The following is a 23,239-nucleotide window of genomic DNA, read 5'->3' on the forward strand; positions in this document are numbered from 1 at the left end:
CTTTTATTCGGTCATTTCTGGCTACTGACCGGCTCCTCCTTGGCGCCAACCTGTCGGAAGAGGTGACGGACGTTGTGCCAGATGCGCCTGGTGACGCCGGAGTGGTTCATGGAGTAGAGGTGGATACCGTCCACTCCATGGGCCACCAGGTCGGCGATCTGCTGTGAGGCGTAGATGATGCCCGCCTCGCGCAGGCTGGCCCGGTCGTCACCCCAGCGATCCAGGATGGACTCGACCGCAGCCGGGATCCGCGCCTTGCAGACTTCGCTCATGTGCCGTACCTGGCCCTCGTTGGTGATGGGCATGATGCCAGCCTCAATGGGCACCTGGATGCCGGCTGCCCGAGCCCGGTCCAGGAAGTCTAGAAAATCAGCATTGTCGTAGAAGAGTTGCGAAACCAGATGATCCACGCCGGAATCGACTTTGATTCGCAGATTCTCCATGTCCTCCTCGGGCGAGGCGGCCTCCGGGTGGGTCTCCGGATAACAAGCTCCGTATATCGACAGGTTGGGCCGACGGGAGCGGATGTAGGCTGCAAGGTCGCTGGCATGTTCGAATACTCCGGCGGGCTCACGGCCCTCCACGCTGTCGCCGCGTAGGGCCAGCACCGCTGCCACCCCTGCATCGTCGAACATGTCCAGTGCCTGGTCGATCACCTCGCGGTCCGCATACTGGGCGGTCAAGTGCGCCACGGCAGGGATGCCATATTCGGTATGTATGGTCTTGGCTATGCGGGCCGTGGCCGTGCGGTCCGAGCGCCGACCGGTCCCGTAAGTCACCGAGATGAAGTCGGGCATCAGTCCCTCAAGCCCATCCAGGGTGTCATAGATGGTGCCCACCGGGGCATCACGCTTGGGGGGAAAGACCTCCAGGGAAAAGATAGGCTCATGCATGATCCGACTCCTGACTGGACGATAGCTCCGCGCGCACCTGATGGGCGGCGGCCACCATGTGCTCCAGGCTGGGCCAGGTCTCCTTATCGCCTCGGGTCTTGAGTCCGCAGTCGGGATTGATCCATACCTTGGCCGCATCGAGCTTCTTCAGTATGGCGTGGATCCGGTCCACGATCTCCTCGGTGGAGGGGATGCGCGGCGAGTGGATGTCGTAGACTCCAGGGCCTGCCTCGGTCTCGAACTTGGCCTCCTGAATGGCATCAAGAACGGTCAGATCGGAGCGGGAGGCTTCGAAGGAGATCACATCGGCGTCCATGGCATCAATGTCCTTGATGATGTCGTTGAACTCCGAGTAGCACATGTGGGTGTGAATTTGGGTAGTGGGTTTAACCCCGGAATGAACCAGACGGAAGGCGGGAATGGCCCAGTCCAGGTATCGGCTGTGCCAGTCGGAGCGCCGCAGCGGCAGCTTCTCGCGCAGGGCGGCCTCGTCGATCTGGATGATGCGGATGCCAGCGGCCTCCAGGTCCAGGACCTCATCACGGATGGCCAGGGCCAGCTGGCGGGTCTGCTGCTTGTGATCGATGTCCTCGCGGGGCCAGGACCAGTTGAGAATGGTCACCGGACCGGTCAGCATCCCTTTGACCACATGGTCGGTGCGGGACTGGGCGTATGAGGACCAGCGCACGGTGATGGGCCGGGCGCGGGAGATGTCCCCCCAGACGATCGGAGGCTTGACGCAGCGGGTGCCATAGGACTGGACCCAGGCATTCCGGGTGAACAGGTAGCCCTTGAGGTTCTGGCCGAAGTATTCGACCATGTCGTTGCGCTCGAACTCGCCATGGACCAGAACATCCAGGCCAATCTGCTCCTGGTGGTCGATGACCTGGTCGATTTTGCGGGCGATGAAGCTGTCGTAGTCCTCCTGGCTGATCTCCTTCTTGCGCAGGCGGGCCCGCTCGGCGCGGACCTCGGCGGTCTGGGGGAAGGAACCGATGGTGGTGGTTGGCAGCAGGGGCAGATCCAGCTCCTGGGCCTGGATCCTCTGGCGCTCGGGCCGGGCCGGGGTGCGTACAAAGTCCTCGTCCTTAAGGCCGGCCAGGCGTTGCTGCACCTGGGGGTCGGGCTGTACGCGGCTGCCGTCGAAGAGCTTCTGGTTATCGGCAAGAGCCTTGCTGGAGCGACGCTGGTCCTCGTCGGCATCAGCCAACTGAGCCAGGTCGTGCAACTCGCCCAGCTTCTCCAGGGCGAAAGCGAAGTGAGGCCGCACGGTGTCGGCATCCAGCCCATCCTCGTCGGCCACGGTGTAGGGCACATGCAGGAGGGAGCATGCGGTGGACACCACCACGTTCGAGGTCACCTGGTGCAGGGCATCCAGCAGGCCCAGGCTGACTGCGTAGTCGTTGCGCCAGATGTTGCGACCGTTGACCAGGCCGGCGAAGATGGTGGTTCCATCCGGCACGCCGTGCTCCTTCAGGGCCGCCAGGTTCTCATCCCTGCCCTCGACCAGATCCAGGCCGATGCCATCGAAGCCCAGATCAGCCAGCTGGTCGTAACAGTCGCCCACATGGCCGAAGTAGGTGTTGAGGAGGATACGGACCTTGCCTTTGTCGCTCTCACGGGCTTTGAGAATGGGCTGGTAGAGGGTTTCGAAGAGATCCCGGTCGCCCTGTTCCTTGTCCAGGACCAGGTAGGGTTCGTCCAGCTGCACCCAGTCGGCCTTAAGGCCGATGAACCGCTCCAGTATGGTCGCGTAGGCCTTGGCCAGGTCCTGGACCAGTGCCGGGTCGGGATCCAGCAGCTCGCCCTGAGGACCGCGTGCCAGCTTGAGGAAGGTGTATGGGCCTATCAGCACCGGCTTGGCGGCGATGCCTTGCTCGCGCGCCTCCTGGAACTCTTTGAAGGGTTTGTCGCCTTCAAGAACGATTTTGGTGTCCTGGTCGATCTCGGGAACCAGGTAGTGGTAATTGGTGGTGAACCACTTCTTCATAGGCAGGGCGGTCACGTCACCCTGCTCCCCCTGGTAGCCGCGGCCCATGGCGAAGAGGGTGTCCTCGGGGCCCAGGCCCAGCTTCCGATAGCGCTTAGGGACGACGCCCAAGAGGATAGAAGTGTCCAAGACCTGGTCATAGTAGCTGAAATCATTGACGGGAATCAGGTCGACGCCGGCCTCCTGCTGAAGCTGCCAATGCCTGGCACGCAGGTCCGCGGCCGTGCGCCGGACCTCGTCCAGATTCCGTTCGCCCTTCCAGTAGCCTTCGATGGCCCTCTTGAGTTCACGATGCGCACCGATGCGCGGGAACCCGGACACGGATGTAATCGCTGCCATGAAACCTCCCAGTTTCGTCCTGATGTCTTCGGTCAGCCTATCAGCGGCGGGGGGCGGCGGGTAATTGGTGCAAATAAGGTGTCGCCATAACTTGAATCGATAACGACAGGACTACGGGCAGGGGGCTGTTGGTCACTAAGACTGCCTCTGAAGGGTTGCCTATAGCTCGTTCCGCCAGTCAGTCCTCCAGGTCCTGCGGGCCAAGAATACCAAGCAAACGGGCCTGATGGGTTCCCCAGTCGGTCAAGGGTCGCTCAGAGCCCAGAAGAACCATGGTGGCCGGCGGCAGTCCAAGATTGAGCAGGTCCAAAAGATCGGGATCGGAGTTGTCCTCGGCCAGCCACTGTGAGCAGATAGACATGGTGGGCTCGTGCCCTAGGATCAGGACCCGGCGGTCACGGTCTTCGGTCTGCGCCAGCTCGTCGAAGACTGCCTGCATGCCCGATTCGTAGAGGGATTCCCGGTAATCGACACGGGGTCCGTCGCCCAGAGGTTTGAGCATGCCGTCCAGGGTCTGACGGGCTCGGGGCGCACCCGAGCAGATGATGCGGTCGGGAACCAGACCCAAAGCAGTCAATCCACGGCCCATGATCCGGGCCTGTTTCTGGCCACGGTCGGTCAGCTGACGGCTGCGATCGCCCTGTGACCCCTGGCGATCGGTCTTGGCGTGACGCATGAGCATAAGAGTTCGGCTACACCTGCGCAGATCCTCGGCCTTCAGACCTTTTCGTAAACCCATGCATGCTTCCTTTCCCGAAGTTCATATCAGGCATCTTTTCCATTATGGCAGAGCTGACTGAAAGTACGGGTCATGGGCGATCAGCCTTCCTGACCCTGGCCTCCCTGCAAGGTGCGCACCTGATGGTCCAGGTCGCGCAACACCTTGCGCAGCTTACGATCGGAGACCCGGCGCAGCTCCAGATCCTCAAGATCCTCCACGTCCTGCATCTCACGCTCCTGACTGAATTTACTGCTCGTGTCAGGCCGCCGGCTCTGATCTACATCGGTTTGGTAGTCCTTGGTGGCCCGGACATGCTTGCGAAGAGCCTGTTGGCCCGGAGCCATGGCTCTGCTAATCAAGAGGAAGCCGGTGTGTCCGATCATCTCATGCTCTGGCCGGACCGCCAGACCGTCGGCCTTCCAGGAGCGCTCCAGGCTCTCCATGATTTCTGGCTCGGTCCACCGTCCGTCTGCACGCAGAGCCTCGGCCAATCGGCTGAGCTGTGTGGTGGTGGTAACGTAGGCGGTCAGCACGCCTCCGGCTGCCATGACACGATAGGCCTGTTCCAGACGGTTCCATGGGTCCAGCATGTCCAGAACGATACGGTCGAATCCGTCCTCCGGCAGGTCGGCAGCAATGGCATCAAAGTCGCCGGTACGCAGATCCCACTGGGCTGGGCGCTGCCCAAAGAAGACGGTGGCGTTGCCCATAGCCACCCGGGCGAACTCCTCCCGCCGTTCAATGCTGGTCAGTTTCCCCTCTGTGCCAATGGCATCCAGAAGACCCAGACTCATGGCCCCTGAGCCGGCTCCTGACTCCAGAACCCTCATGCCGGGACGGATGTCGCCCAGAAGGATGACTCGGGCCACATCCTTGGGGTACATGATCTGAGCGCCCCGAGGCATGGAGAGAATGTAGTCCTCAAGCCGTGGACGCATAACGGTGAAAGCCCATCCCCCGATGCCTCGTGAGGACTTCCAAGGCTTGGCCCTGTCAGGCGCTTCTGCGTCAGTACTGGCATCCTGTTTGTGGCGCATCTGCCGCCACTTGTCGGCCGAGATGGTCACTACCACGGATCCCTCGGGCAGGCCGATCATGGCCTCGTGCGGCAAAAGGCCATGATCGGTCTGGGTCAAACCGCCAGGTTCCAGCATGACCGTCAGCTTGCGGCCACGCCGGTCGGTCAGCTGGACCCGTTCCCCTACGCTCAGCGGACCGCGTCTAAGGCTCATGCCTCCTCAGCCCTCCTCGCCCTTGGTGAACTGAGAGTTGTAGAGGGATGCATAGGCGCCGCCTCGCTCCAGCAGCTGGTCGTGGGTGCCCTGCTCAACCACCGAGCCGTGGTTCACCACCAGAATTAGGTCGGCGTCGCGGATGGTGGACAGCCTGTGCGCTATGACGAAGGAGGTCCTGCCCTTGCGCAGAGTGTTCATAGCCTGCTGGACCAGCAGCTCGGTCCTGGTGTCCACCGAGGACGTGGCCTCGTCCAGGATCAGGATGTCGGGGTCAGACAGGAAGGCCCGACAGATGGTCATCAGCTGGCGTTCACCCTGGCTTAGCTCGCTGCTGTCCTCATTGAGAACCGTATCGTAGCCCTGGGGCAGCTTGCGGATGAACTCGTCCACGTGGGTGGCCTTGGCCCCGTTGATCATGGTCTGCTCTGGGATGGTCTGTCCCTCGTCCAGCCCGTAGAGCAGGTTGTCGCGGACGGTCCCGTCAAAGAGCCAGGTGTCCTGCAGGACCATGCCGAAGTGGCTGCGCAGGTCGTGACGGGTCACCCTGGAGGTGTCCACGCCGTCGATGGTGATGCGCCCGCCCTGGATCTCGTAGAAACGCATGAGCAGGTTGACCAGGGTCGTCTTGCCCGCCCCGGTGGGCCCGACGATGGCTATGGTCTGTCCAGGTTTGGCCTCGATGGAAAGGTCTTTAATCAGCGGTTCGGCCGGATTGTAGGAGAAGCGGACATGATTGAAGCGGACATGGCCCTCGACCTTGTCTCCGGTCTCCTGGCCAAGATGGTCGGGATGCTCGATGTCCGGCACCTCCTCGGCCTCGTCCAGGAAGTCGAAGACCCTGCGGCAGGAAGCCAGGGAGGACTGGAGCATGGTGCCCATGGAGGCCAGCTGGCCGATGGGCTGGGAGGCCTGACGGGTGTACTGGGTGAAGGCCTGCAGACCGCCCAGGCTCATGCTGCCGTTGAGCACATGCACGCCGCCGATGATGACCACGATCACGAAGCTCAGGTTGCCGAAGAAGGTCGACATGGGCGTGACCAGAGCCGAGAAGAAGGAGGCCTTGAAACTGGCCTGGTAGAGCTCCTGGTTGCGCTCCTCGAACTCCTCTTCAGCCTTGCGCTGGTGGCCAAAGGCCCGGACTACCATATGGCCGGAGAACATCTCCTCCACATGACTGTTGACCTGTCCGGTGCGAATCCACTGTCGGGTGAACTGCGGCTGTGTCTTCTTGAGGATGACGCCAGCGCACAGGGCCATGACCGGGATGATTATGAAGGCTATCAGGGTCAGCAGGGGCGAGATGGTCAGCATCATGATGAAGGCGCCGATGATGGAGAAGACCGAGAAGAGCAGCTCGCCCAGGATCTGCTGCAGGGTGCCCGAGATGTTGTCGATGTCGTTGGTGGTCCGGCTCATGACCTCGCCACGCGGAGTCCGGTCGAAGTACTGCAGGGGCAGCCGGTCCAGCTTGTCCTCTATCTGCCTGCGCATGGTGTAGACCGCGTCGGAGACCAGCCGGGTCATCAGGAAGTTCTGCACCAGCCTGACCAGGATGGAGATCAGGTAGATGCCAATGACGAACATGAGGATGGTGCCGAAGCGTGCCCAGTCGATGCCCACACCCACCTGGACGTTCATGGAGTCGATCATCCGGCCTAATTTGTCCTGCCCGCGCGACTGCAGATAGGCGATCACAGCCTGCTTGGGAGTGCCGGGCTTGGCACCCATTTTGACCAGCATGGACCCGAGCAGTCCCTCGAAGAGGACGTTGGTGGCCTCTCCCATTACCTTGGGGCCGATGACGATCATGGCCACGGCGGTCATGCCGGCGAGGACCATAACGATGACTCTCCAAGGGCTGGCCAGCAGATAATGGACTAACCGGCCTACGGTGTGACGGCGGCCACCCACGGCCTGCGAGCCTGTGTTCGTGCTCAAGTTCTTAGCCATCTACTCGGCCCTCCCTTCGTCAATGCTGAGCTCTTCCACGTCGGGACCCTGCCCGCCCTGGGACTGGACGATCTCCTGATAGGTGGGACAGTCTTCCATGAGCTCGTCGTGGGTGCCCCGGCCCACGATGCGACCGCGGTCCAGTACCAGAATCTGATCGGCCTGGCGGATGGACGCCGCCCTCTGGGCCACAACGATCTGGGTGGCCTCGCGGGTGACCGGCACCAAGGCCGCATGCAGGGCGCGGTCGGTGGTCATGTCCAGTGCGGAGAAGGAATCGTCGAAGGTGTAGATGCGGGGGTTGCGCAGGATGGCCCTGGCCATGCATAGCCGCTGCTTCTGCCCGCCGGAGAAGTTGGTGCCACCCTCGGCCACGCGGGCATCCAGGCCCTCGGGAATCTCACGGACGAAGTCCTCGGCTTGGGCGATGCGCAAGGCCTGCCAGATGCGGTCGTCGTCTGCGTCGGGGTCACCATAGTGCATGTTGTCGCGGATGGTGCCGGTGAAGAGGGTGGCCTTCTGCGGGACCGGTCCAAAGATCAGGGCCAGCTGGTCGGGGTCGTACTCGCGTACGTCGTGGCCGTCCACCAGGACCTGGCCGTCGGTGACATCGAACATGCGGTTGGCCAGTCGGATGATGGTGGACTTGCCGGATCCCGTGGCCCCAATGATGGCCGTGGTGGTGCCCGGCCGGGCGGTGAAGGAAATGTCCGAAAGGACCGGGTCCTGGGCGCCCGGGTAGCTGAAGTCCACGTGCTTGAATTCCAGCAACCCTTGGGGGTGCTCGTTGCGGTATGGATGCTCGGGTGCTGCGATCTCGCTGGTGGCCTCCAGGACCTCGTTGATCCTTCGGGCGGCCACAGCGGCCCTGGGCAGCATGACTGACATCATGGCGGCCATCATCAGGCCTGACAGAATGATCATCAGGTACTGGATGAAGGCCTGCAGGGCGCCGATCTGCATAGCCCCGGAGTCGATGCGGCGGCCGCCGAACCACATGATGGCCACATTGGACATGTTCAGCAGGAACCACATGAGCGGCACCATCATGCTCATCAGCCGGCCGGTGGAGATCAGAACACCATAGACGTCGCGGTTGGCCTTGTCGAAGCGGGCTGCCTCGGTCTTCTCTCGAACGAAGGCTCGGATGACCCGCACTCCGGAGATCTGCTCGCGGACCAGGCGGTTGACGGAGTCCAGCATGTTCTGCAGGCGGGTGAACAGGGGTCCCATCCTCCCCATGAGCACCAGGGCCACCAAGAGGATAAGTGGGACGATGACCGCCAACGACCAGGTCAGGGGGCCGTCTTGGCGCAGGGCCAAAACCAGACCGCCGATCAGCATGACCGGGGCCTGCAGGATGATCATCAGTGTCTGCATGGTGGTCATCTGCATCTGTTGAACGTCATTGGTGGTGCGTGTGATCAGGGATCCCGCCGAGAAGCGCTCGATCTCGTTGAGGCTGAAGCCCTCCACCGAGGCAAACAGGTCCCTGCGCAGCTCGTAGCCCATCCTCATGGACAGACGGGTGGCGCAGTAGACGGCGACCACATTGGCCACAATCTGAATGGCGGTGATCCCCATCATCTGCCAGCCGATCCTGTAGATGGCATCCTGGTCGCCTACGGCAACGCCCTTGTCGATGATGTCCGCCTGCAGGTTGGGCAGATAGAGGTTCAAGGCCGTCTGCGCCACCTGAAAGAGCACCAGAACGGCCACCTGGAGCCAGTAAGGCCGCAGGTAGCGGGTCCATATCTTGATCACGTCAACATCCTTCACGCATACTGGTCTGCCGCGGTCCCTGGGCAGACAAACCACCACAGTCTATACCCGCGCCTCGGTGAACGAATTTGCTATTCCTTGAGCTGATACGGGCATGTCAGAACTTCGGCGGCAAGTGGCCTTCAGACGGCGAAGGCACCCCAACGTCCGTCGCGGTGGACCACGGTCAGGTCCAGACCGAAGAGCTCGCTCAGGCGTGGACCGGTCAGTCCACCCTCCAGGGGCCCCTGGTAGACGATGGTGCCAGGATCCGGATCGCCTGTGTCTGCAGTGTCCACAGGACGTCGTCCCATCATGGCTATCCGATCGAAGCCCAGAGGAATCTCCTCAAGCCGGTGGGTGACCAGGATGACCGTCCTGTCCCTGTCCTCCCTGCCTATGTCGCTCAGGGCCCTGAGCACCAGCTCACGGCCACCCAGGTCCAGTCCTGTGGTCGGCTCGTCCAGAATGAGCAGGTCGGGATTGGCCATCAGCGCCCGGCATATCAGCACCCGGCCGCGCTCCCCCTCGGAGAGCCGGTACATGCGCTTGCCCTTGAGGTAGGCGATGCCGAACCGATCCATCAAGGCCAGGGTGGCCTCCTCCTGCTCGGCCGTGAAGGTCTCCCTCCAGCGGCCGGTAGTGTCGCTGAAGGCGGTCAGCACCACGTCGTAGGGATCCTCCTGGGGGCTGATGGTCTTAGCCAGGCCAGCCGAGGCCAGACCAATCCGATGCCGGTAGGAGAAGACGTTCACCTTGCCCAGCCGGTTGCCCAGGATCTCTACGCTGCCGGTGCTGGGGAAGCCTCTGGTGCTCATCATGGCCACCAGGGTGGATTTGCCCACACCGTTGGGTCCGAAGAGTACCCACTTCTGCCCGCGGTCCACCTCAAGATTGACATCGTCAAGAATGACCCGGCCCTGACGGCGGAATCCCACATGCTGCATGAGCACAGCCTGCTTTTCTGCCACGCTTTCGGTCATGGTCACAGGGCCGTTCCGTAGGAGTCCAGTCGGGGATTGTCCCGGTTGCCGCCGACCAGGAAGAGCCCCAGTACGCCCAGGCAGAAGACCACCGCGATGGCGATGGTGGCCCAGATTGGAACGTGGGGCAACCACATGCAGACCAGGAAGGCCAGGCCGGAGCAAATGATCAGGGCCCAGACCAGGATTCGCAGCCACTCACGCACACCACTAGGAGCCTTCAACAGACGGGGGTTGCGATTGTTGGGGTCCACGGAGTCCTTCTGCACCAGGTCATCGGTGTGCCCGGTGGGCTTCCACTCGGCGCCCTGGCCAGCCTCCAGCCGACGGGAACGCTCCTGCAAGGCCCGTTCGTCCATCACTCCGGCCCTGCCCTTGGCCGCCATCCTCCGGTCGTCGCTGCCGCTACGGCGGCTCCGCTTGGCCTGCGCCCTACGTTCAGCGCGGTTGGTCATATCCCACTGCCTCCATCCCTTCGATCGGCACCATACCTTTTCATATTAGCGTGGGTACCGGTCGGCCGCAGGCAGAGTCATGGCGCGCTCATCGGCTCGAATGGGAGCAGGCAGTTCGGTGGCGCCGGTCAGATACCGGTCCACTGCCGCCGCGCAGGAACGACCCTCGGCCAGCGCCCAGACCACCAGGGACTGGCCGCGTCCGGCATCACCGCACACGAAGATCCCGTCACGGTCGGTGGCATAGTCGGCATCACGGGCCACGTTGCCGCGAGGGTCCAGTCCTACGCCGGTCTGTCCTGTTAGGGTGACCGTCTCCGGATGGGCAAAGCCAATGCTGATCAGCACCAGGTCTGCCGGCAGGACTCGCTCGGTGTCGGGATGGGGAATGATTCGGTCCTGGTCGTCACGACTGACATCCACCACGCGAACTCCGCACACTCGTCCCTCATCGTCCCTGTCGAAGCCGGTGGGGGCGCTGGTCTGGTCCAGGTTGATTCGGTCATCAGCCCCGGCACCCAGGTATTCCAGGCTGTCCACCGCGTATTCGTAGTGGCCGCCCTCCTCCATGGAGGAGGTGGGATTGTAAAGCCTGGCGTAAGTTGGCCAGGGCCGGTTATCAGGCCTGGATGTGGGTTCCCGAGGCCGGATCTGCAGGACGGTAACCGACTTGGCGCCCTCTCGAAGAGCCGTGCCCAAGCAGTCCGACCCGGTGTCGCCGCCGCCGATGATGATGACGTTCTTGTCGGATGCATCGATGTCGTTGATGGGCTCGCGGCCCATGAGTTTACGGGTGGGGTCAGGCAGAAAGTCCATGGCGTAGTGGATACCCTTCAGCTCCCGTCCGGGCAGGTCCACACGCCTGGGTTCAGTTGAACCGATGGCCACCACCAGGGCATCGTATCGGGCACGCAGCTGGTCCCAACCCAGTTCTCGGCCGATTTCGATGCCAGTGCGGAATCGGGTCCCCTCAGCCTCCATCTGCTCCAACCGGCGATCCAGCAGGGACTTCTCCAGCTTGAAGGCGGGAATGCCGTAACGCAAGAGGCCGCCTATGGCATCGGCGCGCTCATAGACAACTACCGTGTGTCCGGCCCTGGTCAACTGCTGGGCGCAGGCCAACCCTGCTGGACCCGACCCGACCACAGCCACAGTCATGTCGGTCAACCGCTGCGGAGGCCGGGGCTTGACCAGGCCTAGGGACCAGGCCTGGTCAATGATGGTCTGCTCGTCAAGCTTGATGGTGGTGGCCGGTTGGTGAATCGAGAGCACGCAGGAGGACTCGCAGGGAGCAGGGCAGATTCGTCCGGTGAACTCCGGGAAGTTGTTGGTTAGGCTCAGCCGCTCGTAGGCCTCCTCCCAGCGGCCCCGGGACAGCAGGTCGTTGAACTCGGGGATCAGGTTGCCCAGAGGGCAGCCGGTCATGCAGAAGGGGGTGCCGCAGTCCATGCAGCGGGCGGCCTGCTCGGCGGTCCAGGGCCCGGGGCCGGTGGACTGGTGCACATCCCGCCAGTCCTTCAGACGTTCAGCGACCGGGCGCTCGGCCAGCTCGTGCCGGGTACGTACCTTGAGAAATCCCTTGGGGTCGACCATATTAGTGCGCTCCTTCCATGACCTGGGCGTAGGTGGCATCCCAGACGCCGGGCTCGTTGAAGTCCACCTGCTCACGTTCGGCCTCTTCCATGGCCTGCTTCATGGCCAAATAACGACGGGGTACCAGATGGGTGAACCGGGCCAGCGCGTTTGGCCAGTCCGCGAGCAGGGTGGCTGCAGCCTTTGAGCCAGTCAGCCGGACATGCTCCGCTATCAGTTCCTTGAGCATGGCTGCCTGGTCCTGGTCGGGCTCCAGGGCCAGCAGGGAGCCGTCATTCCAGGCTTCAGGATTGAGACGGGAGGTATCCATATCCAGCAGGTAGACATCCCCTCCCGAGAAGCCAGCGCCGAAGTTGCGTCCAGTGGAACCCAGAACCACCACCAGGCCACCGGTCATGTACTCGCAACCGTGGTCGCCCAGACCCTCGACCACGAAGCGGCCGCCACCGTTGCGCACGGCAAAGCGCTCCCCGGCCCGTCCAGCCACGAACATATCGCCTGAGGTGGCACCGAATCCTGCCACGTTGCCGCAGATGACGGTCTCGTGAGGATCGAAGCGAACTCCCTGGGCAGCGTGGAGGACCAGACGGCCGCCGGACAGGCCCTTGCCTGCATAGTCGTTGGCCTCACCGATCACCCGAATGGTCTCGCCTCTAGGAATGAAGGCACCCAGGGACTGTCCGGCAGAACCTGTCAGCGTGATGTCCACGGTGTTCGGGGGCAGGCCGGCCGCACCGTATTTGCGGGTGATTCTGTAGCCCAGCATGGTACCTACGCTCCGGTTGACGTTGCGCACGGTTCCCCTGATGGCCACCGGCCGACCCTCGTCCAAGGCGTCGATGGCCTGATTGATCAGATCCACATCCAGTGACTTGTCCAGCTCGTGGTCCTGGGCCTGAGTGTGGTGCAGCACAGTGCCCGGAGTGGGGCCCGGCTTGCGCAGAATGGCATTTAGGTCGATGCCCTGGCTCTTCCAGGTCTGCACAGAGGGGTCCCGGCGCAGGCACTCCACGTGACCGACTGCCTCCTCCAGGCTGGCGAAGCCCAAGGAGGCCAGAATTTCCCGCACCTGGCGAGCCATGAACATGAAGAAGTTGATCAGATCCTCGGGCCGACCGGTGAAGCGGGAGCGCAGCTCCGGATCCTGGGTGGCTATGCCCTGGGGGCAGGTGTTCTTATGGCAGGCCCGCATCATGACGCAGCCCTCCACCTGGAGCGCCGTGGTGGCGAAACCGAACTCCTCGGCACCCAGCAGAGCGGCTATGACAACGTCGCGGCCGGTTTTGAGCTCCCCGTCGCACTGGACCACAATCCGCGAGCGCAGGTCGTTCATGACCAGGGTCTGCTGGGTCTCGGCCAGGCCCAGCTCCCAGGGGGTGCCCGCGTGCTTGATGGCATTGAGGGGCGCCGCTCCCGTTCCACCGTCCTGGCCGGAGATGAGGACCACGTCGGCATGGCATTTGGCCACGCCTGCGGCCACGGTTCCCACCCCGTGCTCGGAGACCAGCTTGACGTGGATGCGAGCCCGCGGGTTGGCCATCTTCAGGTCATGGATGAGCTGTTTGAGATCCTCGATGGAATAGATGTCATGGTGGGGCGGAGGGGAGATGAGCTCGACCCCAGGTGTGGAGCGCCTGACCTGGGCGATCCAGGGGGGAACCTTGGCGCCGGGAAGGTGGCCACCCTCCCCCGGCTTGGCTCCCTGGGCCAACTTGATCTGCAGGTCGGTGGCCGAAACCAGATAGTCGCTGGTGACCCCGAATCGGGCCGAGGCCACCTGCTTGATGCGGCTGGTTCGGGCCGGGTCTGCGATTCGATCCGGGGACTCGCCACCTTCGCCCGAGTTGGACCTGGCCCCGAGCCGATTCATGGCCACTGCCATGGTCTCATGGGCTTCTTGGGAGATGGACCCGTAGCTCATGGCTCCAGTGGAGAAGCGGGTGACGATGGACTCGGCGGCCTCCACCTGGTCCAGCGGTATGGGCGCCCTGTCGGAGTGCAGCTCCATGAGGCCGCGCAGGGTCATGCCCTGCTTGACCGCCGCGTTCACATGGTCGGTGTAGGCCCTGAAGAGCCCGTAGTCCCCTCGTTTGGTGGACTGCTGGAGCAGGAAGATGGACTCTGGGTCGTTCAGGTGGTCCTCGCCGGTGCGGCGCCAGTGGTAGTTGCCGCCTGTTTCCAGATCATGCCCGGAGCCAGCGGTCCACTCAATGGGATAGGCCACCTCGGCGGCGATCTCATCCAGGCCTATGCCGCCCACCAGGGAGGTAGTGCCCGTGAACCAGCGGTCGATGACCTCCCGACTGAGTCCGACGGCCTCGAAGAGCTGGGAGCCGCGGTAGGACATGATGGTGCTCACGCCCATCTTGCTCATGATTTTGAGGACCCCGGTGCTCAAAGCCCGGACCAGGTTGTCGGAGGCCTTTTTGGCATCCACGTGCAAGTCCCCGCTGTTGGCCAGATTCTCCACAGACTCCAGTGCCAGGTAGGGATTGACGCAGGCTGCGCCATAGGCAATCAGCAGGGCCACGTGGTGGACCTCGCGCACGTCGCCGGCCTCCACCGCCAGGGAGACCTGGGTGCGCGTGTGCTGACGAAGCAGATGGTGCTGTACGGCCCCGGTCAGCAGCAGGGAGGGTATGGGTCCCCAAATGTGGTTGGAGTCCCGGTCGGACAGGACAAGCACATTGCAGCCCTCCTCGATGGCCTGATCCACCTCCCTTTCGATGGCTTCCAGACGCTCCTCAAGCGCCTTGCCGCCTCCGGCCACCTGATAGAGGCCGCGGATCAGACGGGGGCGGAAGCGGCCTTCCAGGACCGGTGCCCGGTCCAGACGCTTGATCTGCGCCATCTGGACGGAGTTCACCACTGGCAGGTCGATGTGAATCTTCCAAGCGTGCTCGGGGGTGTCCTCCAAAAGATTGGGCTCGGGCCCGATGGCCGAGGCGATGCTGGTCACCAGCTCCTCACGCTCCCAGTCCAGGGGCGGATTGGTGACCTGGGCGAACTTCTGGGTGAAGTAGTCGAAGAGCATGCGGGACCGGCGTGAGAGCACGGCGATGGGCGCGTCATTGCCCATTGAGCCGATGGGCTCACTGCCGGTTTCGGCCATGGGACCCAACAGCATGGTCAGGTCCTCCCGGGTGTAGCCGAAGGCCTGCTGCCGACGGTGGACCGAGATGCGCGAGTAATTGACATGCTCTCGCTCGGGCAGATCGTCCAGGCGGACGGTGCGTTCGGAAATCCACTTCCTGTAGGGGTGCAGACCGGCCAGCTGGCGCTTGATCTCGCTGTCGGGCACTATCCGGCCCTCTTTGGTGTCGGCCAGGAACATGCGCCCCGGCTCCAGCCTGCCCTTGGAGACGATGGACTCCTGGGGCGTGTCCTCTAGGACACCGGCCTCCGAGGCCAGGACCAGGTGGCCGTCATCGGTCAGCTGCCAGCGGCCAGGGCGCAGGCCATTGCGGTCCAGCTGGGCACCCACCAGGGTTCCGTCGGTGAATACGATGGCCGCCGGGCCGTCCCAGGGCTCGATCAGGGTGTCGTTGTACTCGTAGAAGGCCTTCAGATCCGGGTCCATGTCCGGATCCTGCTGCCAGGCCGGAGGCATCATCATGGAGACGGCGTGTGGCAAGGACCGACCCGCCAGGTGGAGCAGTTCCAGGGTCTCGTCGAAGGTGCCCGAGTCCGAGGCTCCGGGGGTGTTGACCGGCAGCAGCGGGGCCATATCGCCCAGCAGCTCCGAGCTCAGCATTCCTTCCCGGGCTGACATCCAGTTGCGGTTGCCCTGAATGGTGTTGATCTCCCCGTTGTGGGCGATCATCCTGAAGGGCTGGGCCAAGGGCCAGGATGGGAAAGTATTGGTTGAGAAGCGGGAATGGACGATGGCCAGGCGGGCCTTCATGGCCGGATCACTCAGGTCCGGGAAGAATCCCTGCAGCTGCTTGGTGGTCAGCATGCCCTTGTAGGTGATGGTTCGGCAGGACAGGGATGCGAAGTAGACACCCAGCTCGTGCTCGGCGCGCTTACGAACCCGGTAGCCCAGCCGCTCTAGATCCAGATCTCCACGGCCCTCAGGACCGGCGTCACACATGATGGGCATGAGGAAGCGGGGCATGGAGGCCAGAGCCTGCAGGCCCAATCCGTCCGGATCGGTGGGTACTGACCGCCAGGCCAGAACGCGCAGCCCCTCCTGGCCGGCAATGGAGGCGATGGCCTCCTCCTGGCCGGCAGCCTGAGCCGGGTCCCTATCCAAGAAGGCCATGCCCGCCAGATAGTGGCCGGCTTCGGGCAGATTCCGGTAGACCCGGGTGCGCATGAACTCGTCGGGCATAGAGAGCATGATGCCGGCCCCATCGCCGGTGTTGGGCTCGGCTCCCACGGCTCCTCGGTGGTCCAGGTTGATCAAGACGCGGATGCCCTGCTCGACGATCAGTCTTTCGTCCCGTCGGTTTAGGGTGGCAACCATGCCGAAACCGCAGGCATCGTGTTCCGTATCAGGGTCATAGAGCCCTTGGGGGCCGCGGACATGCAAATCGAGAGGGGCCGTGAATGACACCGCAATCACCTCATTCGTGGACGGGGGCGGGGCCGGCATGCTCCGCCCTTGAGGAGCCTTGTCAATGGTGAATCAACAGAATAATGCATCCACAGGTGACATCCGTGTAACGTTCCGCAGTGTCTAACGAATTCCTACCGCCTCTAGAACCTGATCGATGACCAGATCGTTGAGCAGGCGGCCCCGGCGGGTCACCTGAATTCTGTCAGGCACGGGCAGCAGGAGGCCCTGATCGACCAGATCCTTGAGGATCTTCGGATCGGCCGGACGACCGGCCAGCCTGGTCAGTCGATCCAGTCCCAGGCCTTCGGGCAGGCGCAGGGCCAGCATGACCGTCTCCTCCAGGTCCTGCCTCCAGCCCAGAAGCTCGGCATCCTGCCAGGGCACATGTCCTGCATCCATGGCGGCCGCCCAGTCCCTTGGGTGGGCGATGTCCCAGGAGCGGATGGCCCGTGCACGCCGTTCCCCCAGACCGGGCTCCGGCGAAAGCCACCAGCGTACCCCAGGATCGGCCTCTTGAGCTGCTGCTTTTCCGGTGGCCCTGAACCCGGGCGAAACGGAGGAAACGGGCTCCGGTTCCCGGGCTTCTTCCACCGGTGCCATGCCTGTGCCCTCCCCTTCCAGAGCACGATAGTGGGAGTGGGCGCCAGGTCCGATGCCGGCCCAGTCCACGTTGTGCCAATAGCCTAGGTTGTGACGACTCTCCTGGCCGGGGCGGGCCCAGTTTGAGATCTCATACCAGTAGAGGCCCGCCTCAGAGAGCATGTCGTCGGCCATCTCGTACTTGGCCGCCTCGTCATCGTCATCGGGCGCGGGCAGTTGGCCCCGGCGCACTGCACGGCCCATCTTGGTGGTGGGCTCCAGTGTCAGGGCGTAGGCGGAGACATGCTCCACGCCCAGGTCCAGAGCCGCCTGCAGGCTGGTCCGCCAATCCTCAAGCCGCTCCCCCGGCGTCCCGTAGATCAGGTCCACACTAGCCCTGAGACCCAAGTCTTTAGCAGCGGCCACGTCATTGGTCACATTGGCCGGGGTATGGGTACGATCCAGGGTTGCCAGGACGCTGGGCACCGCTGACTGCATACCGAAAGAAACGCGATTGATACCGCCCCGGAGTAACTGCTTCAGGTAGGTCCGATCCACAGTGTCAGGATTGGCCTCGGTGGTGATCTCGGCCCCGGAGGACAGGCCCCAGAGGTCGGCTACGGCCTCGACCATGCGCACCAGATCCTGGGCCGGCAGGATGGTCGGGGTACCTCCACCGAAGAAGATGGTGGACACGGGCGGCTCTATCAGCCCCCTAGAGGTCTGCCAGTCGCGAACCATGCGCATCTCCTGGATGGCCAGGTCGGCGTAATGCTCACGGCTGGCGCCACCGCCCAGGTCACGGGCCGTATAGGTGTTGAAGTCGCAGTAGCCGCAGCGGCGCATGCAGAAGGGCACATGGATGTAGACCTGGTAGGATCCCACCCGTTCAGCCCTCCTTCTTAGCGGCGGCCCGGATTTTGTCCTTGGTGTCCCGATCCTGGGCCTGGCCCGTGCTCAGGGCGGCGATGAAGGCCTCTTGGGGCACCTCGACATGTCCCAGCATCTTCATGCGCTTCTTGCCGGCCTTCTGCTTCTCCAGCAGCTTGCGCTTGCGGGTGATGTCGCCCCCATAGCACTTTGCCAGCACATCCTTGCGCAGAGCGCTGATGGTCTCCCGGGCGATGATCCGGGACCCTATGGCCGCCTGTATGGGGATCTCGAACTGCTGGCGGGGAATCAGCTTGCGCAGCTTCTTGGTCATCATCACCCCGTAGGCGTATGCCTTGTCCTTGTGGACGATTGCCGAGAAGGCATCAATCTTCTCCCCCTGGATGAGGATGTCCACCTTGACCAGGTCGGCGGACTGGGTCCCGTCGGGCTGATAGTCAAGGCTAGCGTAGCCCTTGGTTCGACTCTTCAGCTGGTCGAAGAAGTCGAAGACGATCTCGGCCAAGGGCATCTTGTAGTGCATCTCGACGCGCTCGGGACTCAGGTACTCCATGGTCCCCATCTGCCCGCGATGGTCCTGGCAGAGCTCCATGACCGGTCCAATGAACTCCTTGGGGGTGATGATATCGGCGCTGACAACGGGTTCCAGAATCTGACGAACCTTGCCATCGGGGAACTCGCTGGGGTTGGTCACCGTGTGCTCGCTGCCGTCCTCCATGGTGACCTGATAGGTGACGTTGGGGGCCGTAGCGATCAGGTCCATGCCGAACTCCCTGCTCAGACGCTCGGTGACGATCTCCATGTGCAACAGCCCAAGGAAGCCACAGCGGAAGCCGAAGCCCAGGGCCACCGAGGTCTCTGGCTCGTAGACCAGGGCCGCATCGTTGAGCTTGAGCTTGTCCAGGGCGTCGCGCAGCTCGGGGAACTGGGCGTTGTCGATGGGGAAGAGCCCGGAATAGACCATGGGCTGGGGGTCCTGATAGCCGGGCAGGGGCTCCTTGGCGGGATTTGCCTCGGTGGTGACTGTGTCGCCCACCTTGGACTGGCTGACATCCTTGACGCCGGTGATGACGTAGCCGACCTCACCGGCGCCCAGGGCCTTGGTGGGGGTCATGTCGGGGCTGATGACACCCAACTCGATGGGGTCATGCACGGTCCCCCGGCCCATCATCCGAATCTTCTGGCGCTCCTTGAGTTCACCATCCACCATCCTGATATAGGTGACGATTCCCCGGTAGGAGTCATAGACCGAGTCGAAAATCAGAGCCCGGGCCGGGGCCTTGGGATCCCCCTTAGGGGCTGGCACTTGGTCCACGATCCGGTCCACCAGTTCGCGGATACCTTGGCCGGTCTTGCCCGACACCCGGAGCACCTCGTCCGTTGAGCAACCGATCAGGTTGGCAATCTCCTCGGCATGCTTGTCCGGCTCGGCCGAGGGTAGGTCGATTTTGTTGAGGACAGGGATAATGGTCAGATCATCCTCCAGGGCCATATACAGGTTGGAGAGGGTCTGTGCCTCAATGCCCTGGGTGGCGTCCACCAGCAGTACCGCGCCCTCGCAGGCTTCCAGGGCCCGGGAGACCTCGTAGGTAAAGTCCACATGACCGGGAGTGTCAATCATTCCCAGGGTATATTCGATGCCGTCCTTGACCCAGGGCAGGCGAACTGCCTGGGATTTGATGGTGATCCCGCGCTCCTGCTCGATGTCCATCCTGTCTAGGAACCGATCGTGCATCTCGCGCTTGGGCACGATTCCGCTCAGCTGCAGAATCCGGTCGGCCACCGTGGATTTTCCGTGATCGATGTGGGCGATGATGCAGAAGTTGCGGATCAGCGATTGGTCGGTGAATCCTGGTTGGTTCTTGGCTTCCTGCACCGGTCTGCTCTCCTCACACGTATGTCTGGTCTAACGATTCTAGACGATGCCCTGGGCCGAAGCGCCCGCTCCAAGAGGATTCTTCTCCCGGTCGGGTGCTATTATGGTGGGTTGTCTGTACAGATACATTCATCGTTTGGAGCAACATTGGCAAACATCAAGTCGCAGAAGAAGCGGGTCATCACCAACGAAAAGGCGCACCTGCGCAACAAGGAGGTCAAGAGCGCAATCAAGACCTCAGTGCGTTCCGTGCGTAATGCCGTGGATGCCGGTGACAAGGAGGCCGCTCAGGCTGCTTACCAGGTGGCCGCCCGTCGTCTGGACAAGGCTGCAGGAAAGGGTGTAATCCACCGCAACCAGGCCGCCAACCGCAAGTCCGGTCTGGCCAACGCCGTCAACGCCCTCTGAACCGGGTGCCCCAAAGGGCCGGTGATCCAAGCGCTTGGATCACCGGCCCTTTTTGATACCCGAATTCGCATCCGGATTCTCACCGGTATCCTCGTCGGTGTGCTTGATGGTGACGCTGATATTCGACCGGCCGCGCATCAGATGACGGATGGCCCTGGCCAGCTGGGCATCGTTGAGCGGCAGCCGGGCCGAGCGCCGGTCCACTGCCCCAGGCACCAGAATGTCGAATTTCACCGAGATGATGCGCAGGACGACCACCAGGGCCACGATGGCCAGGTCCAGAGCCATGTCGACCCGTGCCGGATAGAGCCCGTGCTGCTGGGCGCGCGTGGAGGCTAGGGTCAGCAGGCAACCGATCAGGGAAGGCAGAGCGTACCAATGCTGGTCCTGGATGACCGCAGGCACCTGGTTGAGAAGGATGTCTCGCAGCAGGCCGCCTACCAGGGCCGTGGCCATGCCCATAAAGATGGCCGTCATGCCCCCGGTTCCACACATCAAAGCCTTGGCGGTCCCGTTGACAGCGAAAGACCCCAGGGCCATGGCATCGGTGACCAGCATGGACCAGGTCATCCTACTGATTTCAGGATGAGCGACAGCTACGACCAGGCCGGATGCCAGGGTAACGATGACCGAGCCCTTATCGGTGATGCCGCTGGGTGGCACTTGACCCAGCAGGACATCACGGACCACCCCGCCGCCCAAGGCGCTGATCCACGAAACCAGCAGAATGGCGATGATATCATAGCCCTTGCGCACAGCAGCCAGACCGCCTGAAAGACCGCAACTTAGGATGCCCAGGTACTCGATGACCATGAAGATCAGGTTCCCCTCCAAGGCCGTCTTCATCACGCGCCTCTCCTCCCGAACTCGTCCCGCACTCAGGTCCGTCTATAGATTAGCCAAACACACAGCAGAACAGGCCGGTGATGTGCACAAGGCCACAAACATGAGAGAAAGCGACCCAAGGCGGAATATCACCCTGAAGCCGCTTTCCTTTCAAGACCTATCAGGCAGTAATGGAGTCAGCGCTCAACAGACCTTCCACATCCAGTCGTGCGGATCCTCGATCTCGCCCAGCTGGATGCCCAGGAGCTCGTTGCGGAAGTCCATAGTAACCTTGCCTGAACCACCATCGGCCACCTCAACGTCGAAGTTCTCAGACTTGAAGCGCCCGATCGGTGTGATTATGGCGGCGGTCCCGCAGGCAAACACCTCGGTGACCTCGCCGGAGCGGATGTCGTCCAGCAGCGTGTCCAGACGGATCATGGTCTCAACCACGTCACGGCCGTGGTCCTGGGCCAGGGTGATCAGGGAGTTGCGGGTGACGCCGGGCAGAATGGTTCCGGTCAGGCTAGGGGTCTCCAGGTGTCCGTCCTTGTGGACGGTGAACATGTTCATGCCGCCAAGCTCCTCCAGGTAGGTCTTGGTGGCTGCGTCGACGAAGCAGACCTGCTCGCATCCGTGCTCAGCACCGCGGTTCTCACCCAGCAGGGATGCCGCATAGTTGCCGCCGCACTTGGCGAAGCCGGTGCCGCCGGGGCCGGTGCGGAACCACTTGTCTTCCACCCAGATGCTGACCGGCTTGACACCTCCGGCGAAGTAGGGTCCCGAGGGCGAGGCGATGACGCAATAATCCACCGCATGTGGAGCGCGCACACCCAGGAAAGGCTCGGAGGCGAACATATAGGGGCGCATATAGAGCGTATACTCACGACGCTTGGGCACCCAGGCCGCGTCACGGCGGACCAAGGCCGCGACCGATCCCAGGAAGTCATCGGGCTCGAGCGGAGGCAGGGCCAGACGCTTGGCGGAATTGTAGAAGCGCTGAGCATTGGCATCGGGCCGGAAGAGCCAGATGGAGCCGTCGTCATGGTAGTAAGCTTTGAGCCCCTCAAAGGCCTCCTGGGCATAGTGAAGCACCGAGGCGCCCGGATCCAGGCTGAGCGGTCCGTAAGGCTCAACCCTGCGGTCCTTCCAGCCGTCGTTTGAAGTCCATCCCATGTGGGCCATGTTGTCTGAGAAGAGCTGGCCGAAGGCAGGCTTATCAATCAGCCGGGCACGCTCCTCGTCAGAGGCGGGATGATCGTTGGGAATGACCTTGAAAGCGTCCGCCAACTCATTGAGTGCCTTCGGGTCGTGATGTGATTGCTCTGCCATTATCTACCACTTCTTCTTGCTACTGTATTGGTTGCTCGGGCGCTATGCTTATGGCGATGCCCGGTACCCGAACTATCGCATAGGCAGACCCTGGCCCGTTCAGCGTATTTCGCATAGTGACCGTTATAGGCAAAAAGGCCGCAGGATCGTGATGATCCCACGGCCTTGCAGATCGAACCTCTTGGTTCACTCGCTCTGTTCGTCGGCCTCCGGGGCAGCTTCCGCCTCGGTCTGTCCGGTTTCCTCGGTGGGGGTCTCCAGGCTCTCCTCCTTGGGGATCTCGACGGAGACGATGGATTCCTCCATATCGTCGATGATCAGCTCGGAGCCTTCGGGCAGCTTGATGTCCTTGGCCAGGATCTTGTCGCCCTCTGCCAGGCCCTCAACACTGATATCGATGCGCTCGGGCAGGTTGGAAACGTCGGCGCGGACCTGCAGGTTCTGGGTGTCGACCAAGGCCACGGCAGCGCCCTTGGTCTCGCCGCTGACGAAGACAGGCACCTCCACGGTGACCTTCTCGCCGGCGCGGACCTCATAGAAGTCGATGTGCTCTACCTGGCGCTTGACCGGGTTGCGCTGCACGTCCTTGACCACCGCCGTCTTGGTCTGCCCGCCGAAGCTGATGGAGAAGAGGGCGTTGGCGCGACGCAGAGCTAAAGTTGTCTCGCGCATGGGCAGCTTGATGTAGTCGGGCTGGGCGCCGCCGGCGTAGATGGTGGCGGGGATCTGCTGGGCCACGCGCATGCGGCGTGCCGCCCCCTTGCCAAATTGGTCGCGGACTTCGCCCTCGAGCTTAATTGTGTTAGCCATGTTGGCTTCCTTCCTTGAGTGGTTCCTCAAGACCGAC

16 protein-coding genes are annotated in these 23,239 nt (G+C 62.8%); 1 reads left to right on the forward strand and 15 read right to left on the reverse strand.

Annotated features, from left to right (window positions below; all coding sequences use genetic code 11):
* Positions 1-11: 11 nt before the first annotated feature.
* From metF to lepA, 12 genes are all read right to left on the reverse strand, one after another.
* Positions 12-893: a methylenetetrahydrofolate reductase [NAD(P)H] gene (gene metF / locus H3V09_RS02490; RefSeq protein ID WP_046322945.1), complete on the reverse strand. Its 882-nt coding sequence runs from the start codon at positions 891-893 to the stop codon at positions 12-14.
* Positions 886-3,222, reverse strand: coding sequence for a 5-methyltetrahydropteroyltriglutamate--homocysteine S-methyltransferase (gene metE / locus H3V09_RS02495; protein ID WP_198190833.1), 2,337 nt, complete (start codon positions 3,220-3,222; stop codon positions 886-888). The genes metF and metE overlap by 8 nt, the downstream gene beginning before the upstream one ends.
* A gap of 178 nt (positions 3,223-3,400) precedes the next feature.
* Positions 3,401-3,961: a SixA phosphatase family protein gene (locus tag H3V09_RS02500; protein WP_046322947.1), complete on the reverse strand. Its 561-nt coding sequence runs from the start codon at positions 3,959-3,961 to the stop codon at positions 3,401-3,403.
* An 80-nt stretch (positions 3,962-4,041) separates the two neighbouring features.
* Positions 4,042-5,175, reverse strand: coding sequence for a tRNA (adenine-N1)-methyltransferase (locus H3V09_RS02505; RefSeq protein ID WP_198190834.1), 1,134 nt, complete (start codon positions 5,173-5,175; stop codon positions 4,042-4,044).
* 6 nt (positions 5,176-5,181) lie between these two features.
* Complete coding sequence (locus tag H3V09_RS02510) at positions 5,182-7,128, reverse strand: ABC transporter ATP-binding protein (RefSeq protein WP_198190835.1); 1,947 nt, start codon at positions 7,126-7,128, stop codon at positions 5,182-5,184.
* Positions 7,129-8,892, reverse strand: coding sequence for an ABC transporter ATP-binding protein (locus H3V09_RS02515; RefSeq protein WP_198190836.1), 1,764 nt, complete (start codon positions 8,890-8,892; stop codon positions 7,129-7,131).
* Between the two features lie 140 nt (positions 8,893-9,032).
* A complete protein-coding gene (locus H3V09_RS02520; protein ID WP_198191119.1) occupies positions 9,033-9,872 on the reverse strand; it encodes an ABC transporter ATP-binding protein in 840 nt (279 codons plus the stop codon).
* Positions 9,873-9,874: 2 nt separating this feature from the next.
* Positions 9,875-10,327, reverse strand: a complete 453-nt coding sequence (locus H3V09_RS02525) for a tripartite tricarboxylate transporter TctB family protein (protein ID WP_232339339.1) — start codon at positions 10,325-10,327, stop codon at positions 9,875-9,877.
* A gap of 45 nt (positions 10,328-10,372) precedes the next feature.
* Positions 10,373-11,920, reverse strand: coding sequence for a glutamate synthase subunit beta (locus tag H3V09_RS02530; RefSeq protein WP_198190837.1), 1,548 nt, complete (start codon positions 11,918-11,920; stop codon positions 10,373-10,375).
* A 1-nt stretch (position 11,921) separates the two neighbouring features.
* Positions 11,922-16,478 carry a glutamate synthase large subunit gene (gene gltB / locus H3V09_RS02535; RefSeq protein ID WP_198190838.1) on the reverse strand — a complete coding sequence of 1,519 codons (4,557 nt, stop codon included), beginning with the start codon at positions 16,476-16,478 and terminating at the stop codon, positions 11,922-11,924.
* 123 nt (positions 16,479-16,601) lie between these two features.
* The gene (gene hemW / locus H3V09_RS02540) at positions 16,602-17,945 is read right to left on the reverse strand and encodes a radical SAM family heme chaperone HemW (RefSeq protein ID WP_198190839.1); all 1,344 of its coding nucleotides are present in this window, start codon (positions 17,943-17,945) and stop codon (positions 16,602-16,604) included.
* A gap of 4 nt (positions 17,946-17,949) precedes the next feature.
* Complete coding sequence (lepA, locus tag H3V09_RS02545; RefSeq protein ID WP_198190840.1) at positions 17,950-19,827, reverse strand: translation elongation factor 4; 1,878 nt, start codon at positions 19,825-19,827, stop codon at positions 17,950-17,952.
* A gap of 147 nt (positions 19,828-19,974) precedes the next feature.
* Here lepA and rpsT point away from each other — a divergent pair, with 147 nt between their 5' ends.
* A complete protein-coding gene (gene rpsT, locus H3V09_RS02550) occupies positions 19,975-20,235 on the forward strand; it encodes a 30S ribosomal protein S20 (RefSeq protein WP_046322954.1) in 261 nt (86 codons plus the stop codon).
* A gap of 39 nt (positions 20,236-20,274) precedes the next feature.
* Here rpsT and H3V09_RS02555 read toward each other — a convergent pair whose 3' ends face one another.
* The 3 genes from H3V09_RS02555 to H3V09_RS02565 form a co-directional block, all read right to left on the reverse strand.
* Complete coding sequence (locus tag H3V09_RS02555) at positions 20,275-21,081, reverse strand: trimeric intracellular cation channel family protein (RefSeq protein WP_198191121.1); 807 nt, start codon at positions 21,079-21,081, stop codon at positions 20,275-20,277.
* 183 nt (positions 21,082-21,264) lie between these two features.
* Entirely contained in the window at positions 21,265-22,392 is a 1,128-nt protein-coding gene (locus H3V09_RS02560) for a branched-chain amino acid aminotransferase (protein WP_046322956.1), read from the reverse strand.
* Between the two features lie 186 nt (positions 22,393-22,578).
* The gene (locus H3V09_RS02565; RefSeq protein WP_110425283.1) at positions 22,579-23,202 is read right to left on the reverse strand and encodes a 50S ribosomal protein L25/general stress protein Ctc; all 624 of its coding nucleotides are present in this window, start codon (positions 23,200-23,202) and stop codon (positions 22,579-22,581) included.
* Positions 23,203-23,239: the final 37 nt, after the last annotated feature.

It is taken from the genome of Bifidobacterium sp. M0399, from assembly GCF_016100595.1.
GTDB lineage: Bacteria > Actinomycetota > Actinomycetes > Actinomycetales > Bifidobacteriaceae > Bombiscardovia > Bombiscardovia polysaccharolytica.